This is a genomic window from Roseomonas indoligenes (assembly GCF_017813365.1).
Lineage (GTDB): Bacteria > Pseudomonadota > Alphaproteobacteria > Acetobacterales > Acetobacteraceae > Roseomonas > Roseomonas indoligenes.
The window spans coordinates 1-15,185 of the sequence record NZ_JAGIZA010000025.1; the positions used below are offsets into that span (position 1 = coordinate 1).

Sequence of the window (15,185 nt, forward strand, 5' to 3'; positions counted from 1 at the left end):
CGTGGCGGCGGCCGCCGATGCGGTTGACCCTCGCCAGATCCGACGACCTGATCGCATCGACGCCCGAGGCAAAGGACGGGCAAACCCTGTCCGTCGTCGCGACGAACATCAGCTTCTTCGACCAGAACGTCGCTATCCCGCTCGAACTGTGCTGCGACACGCTCGTCCCAACCGTCTCGGGTGCGGATCCGGACGGCTTCTTCGCCTCGTTCAAGCTGCAAGTGTCCGGGCCCGTCACGTCATGGCACGGACGGCTCGGGTCGCTCGATTTCTTGCTTGCCGAGACGTACCGAAGTGTCAATCAACGCGAGGGTCACGTCCGCGTCGGCGGCAAGGGCAGCGGCGACGGCTTCGGCGGCAGCCTCGCCACGCGCTATATCGACGGCCGGATCGCGGCCGAGATTCGGCTTCCGCTCGCTGTGACGAGCGTGGAGCCGCGCGGCGTCGATGTGCCTCGCTTCGACCGGAGCGGCCGCGCGGCGCCGCTGCTCATCCCGATCCGTACTCCCTCGCCCGTTAGCGATACGGAGCGGGTCGCGAACGAGGATGTGCCGTATTGGCTGGAGGCGACCGAGACCGTCCTGCTGCGCCAGGACCGGCGGCTTACCGCCGAGATCTTCGACACCGCCGCCGAGGTTAGCACCCGCTCCTACGCCGTGCTGACGACCCAGCCCTTTGCGGCGTTCCGGTTCAGCCACCAGCCGCTCTCAAATCGCGGGAACGAGGAGCGGACATCGGTCGCCACCTACTCCGGCGATGACCGGATGTGGCAATACTCAGTCGTATCCCCGCTCTACCGATACGTCCTGCCGCCGCAGGCCATCGGCGAAAGCGCGGACAAGCCGGGCCGCCTTGAACTCCACGACTTGCCTGCTGCCGAGACGCCGAGTGAGACTCCCTGGCGGCCCTTCGTGCCAGACGATTGGACGAAGCCCGGCACCAGCGAAAGCGGATTGCGGCGGCGGGCGGTGGAATACCGGCTCACCCCCTCTGCCGAGATCTGGATCGCGCCGAGCGATGTGGCGCGCGGCTATTTTATGCCGGAGGCGTCCAGCCACGACATCTTCCGTCAAGCCGGCGCTTATGGCATCGGCGCAGCGCTCGCCTTTCTTCGCGCCGAGTTCCTGTACGGCATGCCGGTGGGAATCGACGTGTCCCGTGAGCGCTCGGTCGCGCGGGGCGCCCGTGTTGCGGAGATCGAGGCGCTGGTCGGGCGTCCGACGGACCGGCAGCCCGACCCCAACGCGGAACCAATTCTTAAGGGGCGCTGGGATGCGGTCCGTTCCGCGATCCTGCGTCGTCCCGAGCGGCTGGAGATTTGGGCGCGCGATTTCGACGGGGCCGTCGACTTCACGCCCGCGCGGTTCACCGACGGGGTGCGCTTTGCCCTGCGCGGCACCGCTCTGCACCGTGCACCGGTGGTCGACGCGGACGGTGAGGGAAAGACGGCACATGTCGGCTGGCCGACCGTGGGCGGGATGGAGAAAGCGGAGGTCATGGACGGCATCCCGGACCGTCCTCGCATCCATCCCCAAGGGTTGAGCGGCGGCGCGCTCTGGCCGGTGGAATCGCTCAACCTCCTGAACGTGCTGCTCGAGGCGCCGCAATCGCGCGGCGGGATGATCGAGAACATCGCGCTCTCCCCGACCGGCGGCGATGCGTCCCAGAAAGCCGAGTTCCTCGACGGCAAGATGACGATCATCAGCGAAACGCGGAACGGGCGCGTACAGCGGCAGCAGGTCGAGGTGATCGGGCGGATCTGCGCCCTGTGGCATCGCGCCAAGCACGTCGTCGTCTATGAACGGACGGTCAACCCGTCTGCCCAGTTCGCCCCCAAGGCGGAAGACGATCCGCACCGCACCCGCTCTCGACGCCCGATCCTGCGCAAGGTCCGGGAATATGTCGAGCTGCTGCAACCCGAGCGGAGCTATCCGGACTTTTCGGCGGCCGCGGAGCGGAGCGCCGGGTTCCTCGATCGCGTTCGCTTCAACGCCCGGATGATCAACGTCGACAGCGCTTGGGCAAGCGATGTCGGCACCTTCGGCTGGCAGGTGCCGTTGTGGAACCGGGTGGCGGCGCGGGAACGGCCGCAGGTGTATCCGCGGCCGGACATCGCCTTCGTCACCGCGGCGGAAGGGGAAGGCGACCGCCCAGTCGTTGCGCAGGAAACGACAGATCCTGACTACGTTTATTTCTTTGCGGACTTCAAGGCTGCCACCAGCGACACCGACCTGTGGGTCTCGCGTCCCGCTCTCGATTTCCCGAACGTCCCGGACGCGGAGGCGCTGCGGAAAGAGGCCGATCCCAGGCCAGAGGTGATACCGGGCGGCGCCGACCCACGCCAGCCGCCGGTGGACCGCGTGCTGCCGGGAATGCGGCGCTTCACGTGGCGGTTGATGCCGGGCGCGCAGAAGACCGCGATCAATGCCGGACGGGCCGGCAAGCCGGTCTATGTCGGCGTCGAGAGCGTCAGCTTCATGCGCGCGAGCCATCGCGTCGGGCAGGAACCGCCCGACCAAGGTAAGACCCTCGTTCCGGCGCTGCAATACAGTGCGGGCGCCATCGACGGGGCGGGCTTGTCGCAACTGGGACACTGGCCGGCAGCCGAAGCAATCCCACCCAAGGCGAAGGATATTGCTGCACAACTGGAGGAGTTCAAAAGCAAGATCGTGCCGGGCAACATCTCCGCCGCCAAGAAGGCGTTTGACGACGCCTGGACGGGATTCGTGGGCGAGATCAAGGCGTCCGCTGCCGGAGCCAAGTTCCCAAAAATGCCGCTCGCCAAGGATGCCGTCGGCGGCAACGCGCTGTGCGCCCGACTGAAGGACGATGCGGCCGGCCTCATCCGCCGAAAGGAGATGCTGGCGCGATCGGAACTCTCGGATTGGGCTGCAGAAACGAACCGGCAACTCGCCACGCTTCCGCCGACGAAGGCCGAGCTTGTAGCGGACTGGAGCAAGGTGGGGATCGAGCAGATCCGGCCCTTGTTCGCGCAGGCGACGCAGGACGTCGCCAAGGCAGAGGAAACGGTCGAGCGCGCAAAGGCGATCCTTGCGGATACGCAAGCCGACGTGGACGCGCTGTTAGCAACCCTCCGGCAGCGCGTGCTGCAAATTCGGGCCGGGTATGACGAAGGCAAGCCGTGGTCCAAGGAGCGGCGCGAGGCTTTCAGGGACGGCATTCAGGCCAGCGTCAACAGCGCCGGCGCGGAACTCCAGAGCGCCGTGGATGAGGCGGGGCAGCGGTTCAGCACGGAACTCGGTGATCTCGGGCAGGGCATCGCCGGCCACCTGACGCAATACCTGCGCCAGATACAGCTTGTGGCCGGCGATGCAATCAGCACGGTCGCATCGCTCAGCCGTGTGTTCGAGGGCGTTATGGCGGCGTTCGATAGGCAGCTGGCAGCGTTGCTTGGATCTCAAGGAACGCTGGCCTCGCTTATGACGAGCGTCAACGCGAATTCCGGGCTCGACGCGGGACAGAAGACGACGCTGCTCGGTCTGATCCAAGAGGCCGAGATGGCGGCCAAGGATGCCCGAGACCAGTTCGAGTCGGTGCGTATGCAGTCGGCAGACGTCAATGTCGCGGCAAAGGCCGCAAAGGACGCGATCAACGATCTATCTGCCGTGATGGAGCGGCAAGCGGGCGAGGTCCGAAACGCGGTCGACGCCCTTGAAACCAGGATCGGCACGCTGGCCGGGGACGCCTTCGACGGCCTCAAGACCGCGGCCGCGGACATCAAGGCGAATTTGGAAGCCGCCGGTCAGGACCTGCTCGCCGGAATAGACGGAAAGTTCAAGCGTTTCGGGTCGGATGCGGATGCCATCGTGCTTCCGGCGCTGGACTGGATCGCTGAGCAGTCGGTCCGGGTGCAGGAAACGCTCGCCCAAGCTCCGCAAGCGCTCATGTCGGTCGCCTCCGATCTAACGGACGGCATGAAGGACCTCCGCGCCAAGCTGGCGCCGGATGCCCTGCTTGAGACACAGGTGAAGAAACTTATCACGGACGGCATCGAGACCGTCCTCAAGCCGCTCCCCGACACGCTCGATCCTCAAAAGCATCTCGCGACCGTACGCGAAAGTCTGCGCCTCGTTGCGGACGAGATCGGCACGCGGATGCGGGAGTTCTCGTCGGCTGCCCTCGATGCGGTGTCCGATGTGTCGGACATGTGCCAGCGGCTTGCAGGCAGCGTCGAGCAGGCCCGCTCCCTCCTGGAGGACCTCGGGAAGGGCGCCGAAGCCTATCTGGACAGTACCTTCCAGTCGCTCAAGGAGGAGTTCAACGAGTCCTATAAGGACGTAATCGACACGGAGGAGCAAGCCAGAGCTCTGATCGCCGCCGTCGATCGTCTAGGGAATGCGGCGCGCTCGGTGTTCAACGATGTGTCGCGTGCGGCCGAGACGGCAAAGGCCTTTGGCGACCGCGTCGCCGACGCCTTGTCCAAGCTCAGCGAAGGCGGGTTGATGGCTGCGCCGAGCAACATCCTGAAGCTCTACTCCGCCGTGACCAGCGCGCCGGAACTGGGTGGGCTCAAGGCCGATATAGACCGCATCCGCGCAACATTCGGTGAGATCGACGATCTAATTCAAACTACCAAGGCAACGGCGCTGTTCAACCGGCTGGGGGACGAACTCAAGGCGCTCGGCTTGTCTATCCCGTTTGATGGCATCGCCGACCGCCTGTTGCCGTGCGATCTGTCCGGTTTCGACATCGGCACCGTGTTTCGCAGCTGCGGCGGTGCGAAGCTCGATCACCTGCTCCGCGGCTACAAGATCCCGTCGGGCGTCGCGAACGCGGTCAAGATCACCCATGATTTCGACCAGGCGCATGCGCGAGCCTGGGTGCAGGTCGATATCGACGCCCCGTTTCCCGGACGACGCAGCCTGTTCAGCATCGGCGTCTTCCAGGTCGATTTCGTCGACATGACGCTGACCGGACGGCTGCGGCTCGAAGCGTCCAAGGACGATCCGAACGTCACCTCGACGGGGTTCGGCCGCATCGGCACGACGCTCGACGCCGTGGTGTCCGGCCAGTCGATGGTGAGCTTCGAAAATTTTGGCCTGTCCTTCACCAAGGAGCGCGGGATCGACATCGACTTCGATCCCACCCATGTCCGGCTGAACCCGCAGTTCAAGTGGATCCAGGACTTCCTTTCGTCCATGTTCCCGGATCTCCCCGGCGGGCTGGAATGGATCAAGGAGAACGGCATCCCGGTCGGGGTCCAGCACGCGATCGAGCTGCCGCCATTTGCACTCACTTTCGGCACCAGCGGCGTTTCGAACATTTCGCTCGGCAACCACTTTAAGCTGGTCGCATTCCCGAATTTCGTGCTGGCCAACCGCTTCAACCTGTCCTCGATTGAACGCCCGTTCATCTTCTCGGTGTTCATCCTGGGCGGCACCGGCTTCATCCAGATCGAGTCGGAATACAACCCGATCCGTGACGAGCTGTCGGTCCTGGTGGAGGCGGGCGCTGGCGCATCGGCGCAGCTCGCCTTCGCGGCCGGGCCGTTCGTCGGCCAGGTCTTCATCACGCTCTCCGGCACGCTGTCCTACCGCAAGCTAATCAGCGGTTCCGGTGGCAGCCTCGCCATCGCCATGGTGCTGGTCATCGCCGGCCATGTCGTCGTGTGCGGCATCGCGACCATCGGCATTACGCTCAACCTGCGACTGTCTTATCGCGACAACGGTCAGATCGATGCAGACGGATCGCTGACGGCTACCATCCGCATATCACGCGTTTTCGAGCTGAAGGCACGCGGCCAGGCGAATTACATGATGCGCGGCGGAGAGTCCAAGCTTACGACCAGCGGCACAGTCAAAGGCGAGCCCACCGGCGAAGCGAAACAGAAGATCGACCAGATGAAATCGGCGGCGGAAACGCTCCAGAAGGCGGTGGCTTAATATGAACCTGCTAACTCCGATTATCCATTGCCTGGTCGAGCGCGAACCGGACAGCTTCCACAACGAGTTGCGGTATGCCGTCAACCTTGCGTTCGAGGTTCCTTCCGACGCGCAAGGCAACGTGGCAACAGACGAGGCAAAAGCAAAGACTCAGTTTACGGCATTCCTTCATGCCCTGACCACAGTTCGGTTCTACGCCTACGATCACGCTGGCACGTCCGTGCCTCTTACCGCCGTCTCGGATCGGCCTGGTTCCGCCGATATCGTCAAGTGGCTCGCTGCGCACAGGTTGGCCAAAAAGACAGAATGGTTTTGGACGTCGGCTGCATCGCAAGGGAGCGTCGATGCGGAAGCGGCCGGCGCGTTTCCGATGCTGCGGTCGGTGCAGTCATGGAACGCACCGGTCGGGCATCGCATCGGCCTGACGCATCTCGTCATCATCCCTGATGAGCTGAAGAACCGGCCGCTAGTCATCCTGCCGCATTTCAGCGGGTCGGTGAACGAACCAAGCCTGGGCTTCAGGGCGGGGTTCGTCTTCGAAGCGGACCCGAACGAGGAGGTGCAGTTCGACTACGATCCAGGTCTCGGCTTCGAGGTTGTCGGTCGGACGACCATCGTCGATCCCATGACCGCATCTCCCCTGCCGCTCCTTTCCAGCCCAAAGACGGACGAGGACGGGTTCCTCGGCGTGAACAAGGAAGCCGAAGCGATCTATCGGTTCCTGGCGCGGTTCGAGGAACGCGCGCCATCCCTTTTCGTGACGAACGCCGTCCTCCTGCCTGAAAGGCCGGGCGATTTGGAATGCGTGTTCGGCATTGACCAAGAGGCCAGTCGCTGGAGCAGGACGATCCGGTTTGTCGTCGCGCGTCTGGTGACGGCCCTCGATACGCTCGTGATCGCTGTCATGAAGCCCGGAGATGAGCGGAGCGAGGGTGAACTCCTGGGCCCGCTGGTGTCGGCGCTGCTCGACTCTGGCGCCGCGCCGGATCCGGTCAAGGCGCTGGAGTCAGTCCGGACCGTGCTGCGCGAGCATTGCGCCCTGATCGACCACAGGGCTAAGGCGCCGGCGATCGCACAAGCGCTTCGGCACATCTTCGGCATCAAGGATGCCGTCCTCCCCGTCGCGCCGGGAGACCTCGACTCTCTGATCTCCCTAATGCTGAAGGACTACGCAGGCGGCGGTGACGGCGTGGTGCCGGAGCAGGCGAAAGCGGCCGTCGCGGAGCTGAAGGATCGGTCGGTCGGTCTGCTGTCGGCGCAGCTCCTCACAAAGGAGCAGGATCTGTCCGGCGAAGCCTGGACTGAGCAGACCTTATTCCGACTGTTTGAGACGGCGGGGACGACGGCAAGGCCCTTTCCCGCACTTCTGGCTGATGAACTTGGCGCAGGGCCCGATCTGACCGAGCAAGCATTTGCGAACTTCCGCAAGGTGATCGACGGCTCCTTCAACGGTGCGGAGGCGGCGCGCCGCGCTGTCGGTTCGGCCTTTGTCAAGGCGCTCGTAAGGGCCGCTGGCGAGGACGCGACGCTCGCTGATATTCGCGCACGGGTGGAGGACTCCGATTTCTTCAGGCACCGCCTGTCCGGGAGCAACACTCCGTTGGATGAGATTCTGGTGGGACTGAAGCCGGTCGACCTGCACGATCTCCTGCTGGACCAGCGCCTGACACAAGCCTACGGGCGTGCGGTCACACCGCTGCTGGCCGACCCCGAAATGGGGCGCTTCATCCCGGATGCCTTCCCACAGCCGCTGCCGATCCAAATCGCGTCCGGCATGGGCGCCGACACGCTGGACCGCTTCGCCGAGGCTTTCAACGGCATTTGCGTCGCCATTCGAAGGCTCGACAACCCGAATTCACCCTGGGCCTACGCGAACCTTACGGATCTCTCATTTCCGGTCGCAACGGAAGATAGCCCCGACACGGTTTCAGGCGCGCTCCATCCGTTTCTGCCGGGCGTCGTCGATGGACGCTCGCCGATGTTCATCCGCTATGAAGGTAGGCCGTTCTCGGACAACGTGCATGTGGACGCATTGCGGGCTGATGACGACGATCAGAAGACCAGGCCGCAACCCTTCTACCGCTACCAGCCGCACGCTTTTCCGAATAAATCGAAGTTCCAGAAGACACCGCAACTCGCCTATGGGCGCTGCTTCGAAAGCTTCAGCTTTGCCGTCAGCAAGGCCGGGACGTTGCCGAAGCCACTCCAGGCTCAGAGCGCGCCATGGCTGCCGGAACCAACGATACAAGCGCCCGGCCCGGATCGGATCTGCCCTGCCGACTGCAGCCGCCGGACACCAATTGCGCAGATGGCCATGGTCGAACGGCCGATCAGCGGCCGGCCGGCGCGTGTCGGTGAAAGCATTCCCGGTGTCCATCCTTTGGCGGCAGACTATCCCCGCGTCGGTGCCTTAGCTGTCGACGGCTGCGACGGAGTCATCGACCTGTTCCGGGATGGGGACGGGCACGGACGCATGGCTTTGCCCGAGACGGAGGGCGTGGCCGGAGAATGGACGCTCGTCGAATTCGCCTGGAGCGGCCATCCGGGGATCGTGACAATCTGCCTGTTCGGCGAGCCGTTCGCGAAGCCCGGAGCGGGCGGCACAATGGTCACGATCCCCACCCCCGCGTTCAGCAGCCTGCGCATCCGTATCGAGAGGACATCCGCAGCTTCCTTCGTCCTCGCCTTCAGCGATGACGCGCAGCAGCGGCAAACCGTGTCGTTTCAAACCGACTCCGAGCTCTGCTGGCTCCGTCTCGTGCTGTCGGTGGACAGTGGCACCGGCGCGACGGCAACCGTGTCGCTTGCCGATCCGGACGGGCGCAGGCCCGCGGCGGCCACCCTGCCGCTCCTTCTTCTGGCGCCCCCCGGAAAAAGCGGGACCTGGCAGCCCGGGCTTTCGGATGCGGTGACGCTCGACATGCGCACGCCGCGCGTGGGTTATGCCGATTTCATGCGCTGGATGGGGAATGAAGATTTATGCAGTGATGCCTATGGTAAGGCTGCAAGTCTCACCGACGTCAGGCGGTTCCATCTTTGCCTCATGACGGCAGCGCGCATGCGCCATCTGGACTACCGGCTGGGAGAGTATCTCGACCGATTGCCCGACCCGGCGGTGACGCGGATCCTGATTGAGCTCCATGCAACCGATCGGCTCGTCGAAAGGGATCCCGATCCGGTCGTCAAATCGCTCGATCTCCGGAGCATTCTGGGTACGATTGTGAAGACTGTGCCCGCAAATTTCACGCCGGATGTCCTGATCAACGAACTGTTCAAGCCGCTCGATCAGGCCTTCGCCTTCAGCATCACGGCGCGCTCGGCACCATCATCGGCAAGTGTGAACGCCGCGAAAGTCGTGGATGTGATCGTCCCCAAAGGGATCGTGGCGAAGCTCAGTCTGCACGCCTGCGTCAACAGCGGGCATTTCGTGACCTCGGGCGCACATCCACCCGTGGTCCACACGAACATGGTCCAGTTCGCTGCCCGGACTAGCGCGAGCGAGTACATCTTCCCAGCTGGTGGCCTGCGCATCGAGACGATGGATGACCAAGTTCCCGGCAACGACGATGCTATCCGACTTGTGAACGGGATGCTCGAGGCAAGGGCTGTTCCGGGCAGCCGCCGGTTCGACATCGTCAGCAAGGGGGAGACGGGCGCGGACAGGAATACCTGGCGTCGTCTCGGCGAGATCGACGTCGGTACGCAGCGCTGGCGACCGAGCGGGCGACCGATCTACCACTTCATTGATCCGCGCCAAAAGGCCACAAGGCCGAAGGATCTTCACGTCGCGATACCGTTGATCAAGCCGGACCGCGAGATGGATCTCTTCGAGCGCGAAGCGTTTTTCGATCGGTCCGACGCCGATGCGGTCACCGTCACCCAGCGGCTCGCCCCGTTGCCCGCCGAAACTCTGCTGCAACAACACGTATGGGATCCGCCATCCGCCACCTATTTCCGCCACCGCTTCACGCTGCGGTCGCGCTATGCGGGGGCGCTGCTGACATCGCGCACCGCGGCGGCTTGGCAGCAGAACATGCAGGGCAGGGCGCAGGCGTGGACGCTCCGCGTCGCCATGCTCGCAGACCGCTCGCGGCTGGAGCTGACCCGGCCGCAACTGCGCTCCGTGGTCCCGCTGACGAATGCCCCCAGCAGCGAGGAAGGACGGGTGCCGGTACCGCCGGTCGCCGCTATCCTTCAGGAACCGCCCTTCGCGCGCGGCGGCCTGGCTGACCGCATCACAGCCGAGTTCAAGACGGGCTTTGGCTACGGCTTTGAGAGGACGAAGGTAGCGGACGGGAAGATCACATCGGTGCTGCCGGTCGAGATCCTCGACTCCAGGAAGGAGATCGGTCCCAACCCGCAGCTCACGTATCGCAGCCTTGATGCGGGCGCGGCGCTCGGCCTCGCCTTGCGCATCGAGGGACCCGTGGGCCTCACCTTCGACGCGACCAACACGCAAGCTCCCGCGTTTCCGAATGCGCTGTTCCTGATGCGTCCGCGTTCGCTCAACGGCCCGGAGCCGCAGTTGCAGGAGGCGCTGGCCGGCTTTGCCATGCGCCGCTACATTGATCCGGACTGGCTCGAAAGCGCAGGCGGTGAGGACGCGCCGTCGCATCTCGCGATTGACAGGACGTGGTGGATCGACCTGTCCGATCCGGACGTCACGCTGTGCTACGAAAACGGTTTGTCTGGACGGCTGGGTGCGGTGCTTGAAATCCGGACCTCGCCGGAATCGACGAGCATCTACGCGAGGAAAATAACGGTCGATGGCGTTCCGGGATCCGAAAAGCAAAGCGTGGAGGTCGCACGGATCGCGTCTGCGATGGGATCAGCCCTCAGCATCCTGCACCAGCCGAGCGCGCCTGGGCATTTCTCACTGTCTGTGTTCCTGCGCGTGGAGACGCCGCGGACGGAACAGGGCGACGGAACCGCCCCGCTGCTGGTGTGCAGCTATGAATGGACGCTGCCGGGCGGGCAGAAGGATGGCGTGGGAAAGTCTCTGGTGCTGACCGGAAACGGGGCGAAGCAGTCCCGGGTGCGTCCGACGCTCGCAAGCGGCGCCACTTCCCTGAAGTGGACGCAGTTCAGCAAGGATTTCGATTTCATCAGCATCTTCGATTCGGAGACAATCGAGGCGAGGCGCGTGCGCTCCACCTCCTTGCGGGCAAGCCGGACGGAGAACACGCTCGCTTTTACGGTCAACGGAACCGGCACGCCAGCGCTCCTCGTTTCCTCAACCCTCACGAGCGTCTTCCCGTCGCATGTCCACCGGCATCTCGCCGTGATCGCATCACGGACTTCCGTCGAACCGGGCCGCCCATTTGATGTATTCGTCGCAGCGACGTTGATCGAGCAAGCCTCCGCCAAGATCGCGCTGGCCCGATCCGCGGTACCCGACGTGGTGCGTATCGTGGAAATCGAAACGCCTGCATCCATTCTGTGCGATAATGCGACGGCCGCGCCGCTTCACTTCAAGCAGGCGTATTTCGACCTGCTCGCAACCGGCTATCGCAGGGATAGCACCATCCTGCTGACGGTCCGGCCGGTCGGCCTGCCGATCGGCGTGACAAAGCTCCGGATGCTGCTGTCGCAACCGGGCGGACCGAACCTTGATGTCGGTGTCGATTTCGCCGCGAAGCGGCCGCTCTGCATCCGGCTCTTGTTGCGACCAGTCGGGACGACGATTGATGCTGCGGGCGGGGTCATCTTTACGGACGGCACGCTGGGACCGATCAAGCAGGTGTCGGCAGCCTTCGATTCGGGCAGGCTCGGTTTCCTGCTCCAGATGGAGAAGGCGTCGGCCGCGGCCGGCGAGGTCTGGGCCGATGTCTCGCTGCTGCACGGAGGGACGGCCGGCACGCTGGACGCCATGTTCGATTTCAATTGGGACTGGCTGTTTGCGGCCGACGATGCGGGAGAACCGGCACAGAAGGTCGGCGCCGTTGGCTTGTCCGCCATGGTGGAAGCGCAGGCGCGCATCATCAGCGTATCGCCGCCCATCGCCGTCATGGGCTGAACAGTCGGCCGGAAAGGACCATCGTCATGCCCGACACGAACACGGCGTTCTGGATTAGCCTCATCTTGATGACGGTGGTCCTGTTGTGGGGACTTGGCCTGATCGCCAGGGCGCTTTTGGGCGGCCCGTCCGGCGATGCCCGGGAGCCGCTCATCCGGAGCATGCTGTCGGAACCGGCGGACCAGCCGGCGAAAACCGTCAAAGGCAGCTTCAGCCGCACGGCCGGTGCATTCGGCGCGATGGGACTAGCCGCAAGCGTAGTGGGCATCTCGTATTGGGTCATATTCGATCTGTTCAGCACGAACGGCGATAATCTAGGCAAGCTCAAGGACGTTGGATGGTTCTTCCTCGCCGGATCGGCCCTGTTCGCGCCCTACGCCTTCAATCGACTCTCGAAGCTGTTCGGTGCCGTGTCGACCTGACGCAATGGTCTCATCCCACGCGCGATCGGCGCAGCCCGTTCCATTCCGTGCCGCGGCGGAGCAGCTTGCCCGCCACCATCAGCACGATCCGGGTGATGTCGCACACCGGGCGGAAATAGTTCGCCCTCCAGTCTGCGCCGCCATATATAGACGGGATCGGCTCGCTCACGGCGGGATGGCCGGTACCCATGCGGTGAGGGCCGCGATCGACGTTCACGCAGCGGCTGGCAGCGCTGTGGCCTTGGGCGTCCAGTTCCACGGCAGGAGCTGACCGGGCCTTGAGGCAGGGTAATCGGCGATGCGGGCGAGCACGTCAGCGAACGACGCCTCGGGATCGACGTCTTTCAGCTTGGCGGTGGTGATCAGCGAGTGCATCATTGCCGCGCGCTCGCCACCCCGGTCGGAGCCCGCGAACAGCCAGCCTTGCGGCCGAGGGCGACGCCGCGAGACCCAGCCTCGCGAAGGCCACGGAGTTGCCGGCTTTCGGTTCGACGGCCAGTTCATTCACAGGCGGTGCAGCTGAAGGACCTGCAAAATCAATTGTGAAGAACGCGCCACCGCTCGATCGTTCGTATACCCGGATCGTACGCGCGTCACCCTCGCGTTGCCACGTTTTTCGGGACGAGCACCTCGAGGTCGAAGCTCTTCCCCCCTGAGACGGTGACGTCGATGCCTACAGGTGGCGACGGAAGGCTCCAAAGGTGGCTGAGGATCGTCTCGGAGCGGTCACAGATGCAGCCATGTGTCCAGTCCTTCGGCCGCTTCTTGCCGTGGATGTAATCTCCGTGGTCCGGAGCACCGGCGGCTGGGTTCAGCCGGGAGCGGATAGTGCCCCACTCGACCTGCATGTCCCAGACACCGCCCTGGGCATCTTTGACGTTGGTCCCGACCTTTTGGATCCCGTAGAATGGCTTCAAGGTGCCGTCCGTGTTGGCTTCGTTGGTCGTCTCGTCGCCTCGAATGTCGAGGCGCAGACGGTACTTGCCGTCGTCCAGCGGATTGAAGCCCTTGCCACCGGAGAACGCGGTCGACCTCTTAACGACGGTGGCACCATCAAAGAGTGTCAACTCGCCCGTCACGGCGTTCTCCGCGTTCGTCCCGGTCTTCACGAAGGTTATCTTGAGCGCCATCCACATTCCCCTCGGTCGCGGAAGGATTCCGAAGTGCCCAGGCATTCTGCAGTCGAAACTAATGGCTGCCTAGCATTAGTTTGTTAGGCTGCTGGGATCTGAAAGTCGGCCGGGCGCCCTGAACTGGGAGGCATTGTCATGTCGTTGAGCTCTGGCCGGAACGACGTGGCTGGGCGAGATACCGGAACCCGCGGCCGTGCCGATCGTGCCCGAGGTTGCTATGTGGCCCATGGTGGCGCCGGTGAGAGTGGCCGTGTCGGTGCGTGTGGTGTAGCCGGTCCAACCGCCACTCCGGTAGTCTGCCTCGCGCGCGTCGAGATCCACAGCCCCATGCTGCTCGAAGACGTCCATAGCGTGGTCGACCTGGAACTCGTCGACCTCGGCGGAGACGACATACCCGCCACGGCGGATGCCCTCTGCAAAGGCGACGCGATCCTCCTCCGGCATAAACAAATTGCCCAGGGAAGTACCGGCGGTGTCTTCGCTGCTGGGTGCGAGCAACAAGATGCGGTCGCGGTCGAGGCCGAGCTGCCCGATAAGGTGCTCGACTGCGAGTTCCGCCTCGGCGCGAGTGTCGAATAGCCCCGTGATGGTCCGGGTCGCCATCCCAGCCCTCCTCTCAGCGGATCCAGGTACAGCGCTCCGCAATCGTGACGTGTTCGGTTTAGGTGAGTACGGTCTGCGTACCCCGCAGTCAGGAGCACACTACGTACGAAACCGTAGCAACGGCTCAGAAAACGCCGGACCTACTCTGTTTTCACGTGTTGTTTCTAGAAGCTGGTTGTCCGGAAGCTAAACGATCGTTTGAAGGAATGTGAACCGGCTGGGGACGCGATCAGATGTTATGATAACCTTTGATGCAGTACCCTACAGTTGACGGGCGGAGGGCAGGGCAATGGCGAAGGGACGCAACCGAGAGCGACGCTGGATCGTGCTCGGCACGGACGGCCGCCACGTAACCCTCGGCCGGCAATCCGACCCGACTGAGGAGGAGGTTCTCGCAGCCGAGCGCTCCCTCGCAGCTGGCGGCCTCTCTGGCTGGCTCGCGGTAATGGAGGGCGACTATTACGCCCGCCGCGACAAGCCAGCGGTGATGATGGTGCGCTCGCTCGCGGCGCCAGCCAGCACTTTCGAGGACGCGGCGGCTGCCTTCGAGGCTGTGCGCACCCGGACATTGCAGTCGGCGTAGTGCCAGCGCTCGCGTTCCACTGAAGCCATCACCACCTGACGCGTATGCCGCAGCAGCCCTGGGCCGACGTGCCCGACGCGCGACGCGCCGTCATGCGCGCCAACAAGGCGAAGAACACGAAGCCCGAGATAGTCGTGCGGCGGATGCTGCACGCGATGGGCTATCGCTTCCGGCTGCATCGCCGCGACCTTCCCGGAACGCCCGACATTGTCTTCCCGGGACGACGCAAGGCAATCCAAGTACATGGTTGCTTCTGGCACCAGCACGAGGGCTGCCGGCGGGCTACCCTTCCTGCCACGCGACGGGAATTCTGGGTGCCGAAGCTTGCGCGGAACAAGCAACGCGACGCCGATGCCGAAGCACGGCTCCGCGCGTTAGGATGGAAAGTTATCAACGTTTGGGAATGCGAGCTCCAAGATTTAGGAAGGCTGGAAGCCAAGCTCCAGAGTTTTCTCGCCGTTGCCAACGACGAACTGTAGGTAGCCACTATAAGATTTGATACACGCCAGCACGACGGTAACATCG

The 15,185-nt window shown here is 64.1% G+C and carries 8 protein-coding genes and 1 pseudogene; 5 read left to right on the forward strand and 4 right to left on the reverse strand.

Features of this window, described 5'->3' with window-relative positions; translation table 11 throughout:
- The first annotated feature begins 17 nt into the window (after positions 1–17).
- From J5Y10_RS24695 to J5Y10_RS24705, 3 genes are read left to right on the forward strand one after another with little or no spacing between them, the layout of a single operon-like run.
- The gene (locus tag J5Y10_RS24695) at positions 18–5,903 is read left to right on the forward strand and encodes a methyl-accepting chemotaxis protein (protein WP_209376799.1); all 5,886 of its coding nucleotides are present in this window, start codon (positions 18–20) and stop codon (positions 5,901–5,903) included.
- A gap of 1 nt (position 5,904) precedes the next feature.
- Positions 5,905–11,919, forward strand: a complete 6,015-nt coding sequence (locus tag J5Y10_RS24700) for a hypothetical protein (RefSeq protein ID WP_209376800.1) — start codon at positions 5,905–5,907, stop codon at positions 11,917–11,919.
- Between the two features lie 26 nt (positions 11,920–11,945).
- The gene (locus J5Y10_RS24705) at positions 11,946–12,341 is read left to right on the forward strand and encodes a hypothetical protein (protein WP_209376801.1); all 396 of its coding nucleotides are present in this window, start codon (positions 11,946–11,948) and stop codon (positions 12,339–12,341) included.
- A gap of 10 nt (positions 12,342–12,351) precedes the next feature.
- On the opposite strand, the gene J5Y10_RS24710 is transcribed toward J5Y10_RS24705, so the two are convergent.
- The 4 genes and pseudogenes from J5Y10_RS24710 to J5Y10_RS24725 form a co-directional block, all read right to left on the reverse strand.
- A complete protein-coding gene (locus tag J5Y10_RS24710) occupies positions 12,352–12,510 on the reverse strand; it encodes a hypothetical protein (RefSeq protein WP_209376802.1) in 159 nt (52 codons plus the stop codon).
- Positions 12,511–12,554: 44 nt separating this feature from the next.
- Positions 12,555–12,799, reverse strand: a pseudogene (locus tag J5Y10_RS24715) (transposase domain-containing protein); the annotation flags it as partial.
- A 135-nt stretch (positions 12,800–12,934) separates the two neighbouring features.
- Complete coding sequence (locus tag J5Y10_RS24720) at positions 12,935–13,471, reverse strand: hypothetical protein (protein WP_209376803.1); 537 nt, start codon at positions 13,469–13,471, stop codon at positions 12,935–12,937.
- Positions 13,472–13,546: 75 nt separating this feature from the next.
- On the reverse strand, positions 13,547–14,077 hold the full coding sequence (locus J5Y10_RS24725; protein ID WP_209376804.1) for a hypothetical protein: 531 nt from the start codon (positions 14,075–14,077) through the stop codon (positions 13,547–13,549).
- A gap of 289 nt (positions 14,078–14,366) precedes the next feature.
- On the opposite strand from J5Y10_RS24725, the gene J5Y10_RS24730 reads away from it, so the two are divergent.
- Together J5Y10_RS24730 and J5Y10_RS24735 are read left to right on the forward strand one after the other, a co-directional pair.
- Complete coding sequence (locus J5Y10_RS24730; protein ID WP_209376805.1) at positions 14,367–14,660, forward strand: hypothetical protein; 294 nt, start codon at positions 14,367–14,369, stop codon at positions 14,658–14,660.
- A gap of 68 nt (positions 14,661–14,728) precedes the next feature.
- Positions 14,729–15,139 (forward strand): very short patch repair endonuclease, encoded by a 411-nt coding sequence (locus tag J5Y10_RS24735; RefSeq protein ID WP_342453011.1) that lies wholly within the window; start codon positions 14,729–14,731, stop codon positions 15,137–15,139.
- Positions 15,140–15,185: the final 46 nt, after the last annotated feature.

What these genes read in the sequence shown, in the direction of transcription:
- J5Y10_RS24730 (WP_209376805.1), top strand. Translation starts at nt 14,367, where the DNA reads ATGGCGAAGGGACGCAACCGAGAGCGACGCTGGATCGTGCTCGGCACG.
- J5Y10_RS24725 (WP_209376804.1), bottom strand. Translation starts at nt 14,077, where the DNA reads ATGGCGACCCGGACCATCACGGGGCTATTCGACACTCGCGCCGAGGCG.
- J5Y10_RS24700 (WP_209376800.1), top strand. Translation starts at nt 5,905, where the DNA reads ATGAACCTGCTAACTCCGATTATCCATTGCCTGGTCGAGCGCGAACCG.
- J5Y10_RS24705 (WP_209376801.1), top strand. Translation starts at nt 11,946, where the DNA reads ATGCCCGACACGAACACGGCGTTCTGGATTAGCCTCATCTTGATGACG.
- J5Y10_RS24695 (WP_209376799.1), top strand. Translation starts at nt 18, where the DNA reads ATGCGGTTGACCCTCGCCAGATCCGACGACCTGATCGCATCGACGCCC.
- J5Y10_RS24720 (WP_209376803.1), bottom strand. Translation starts at nt 13,471, where the DNA reads ATGGCGCTCAAGATAACCTTCGTGAAGACCGGGACGAACGCGGAGAAC.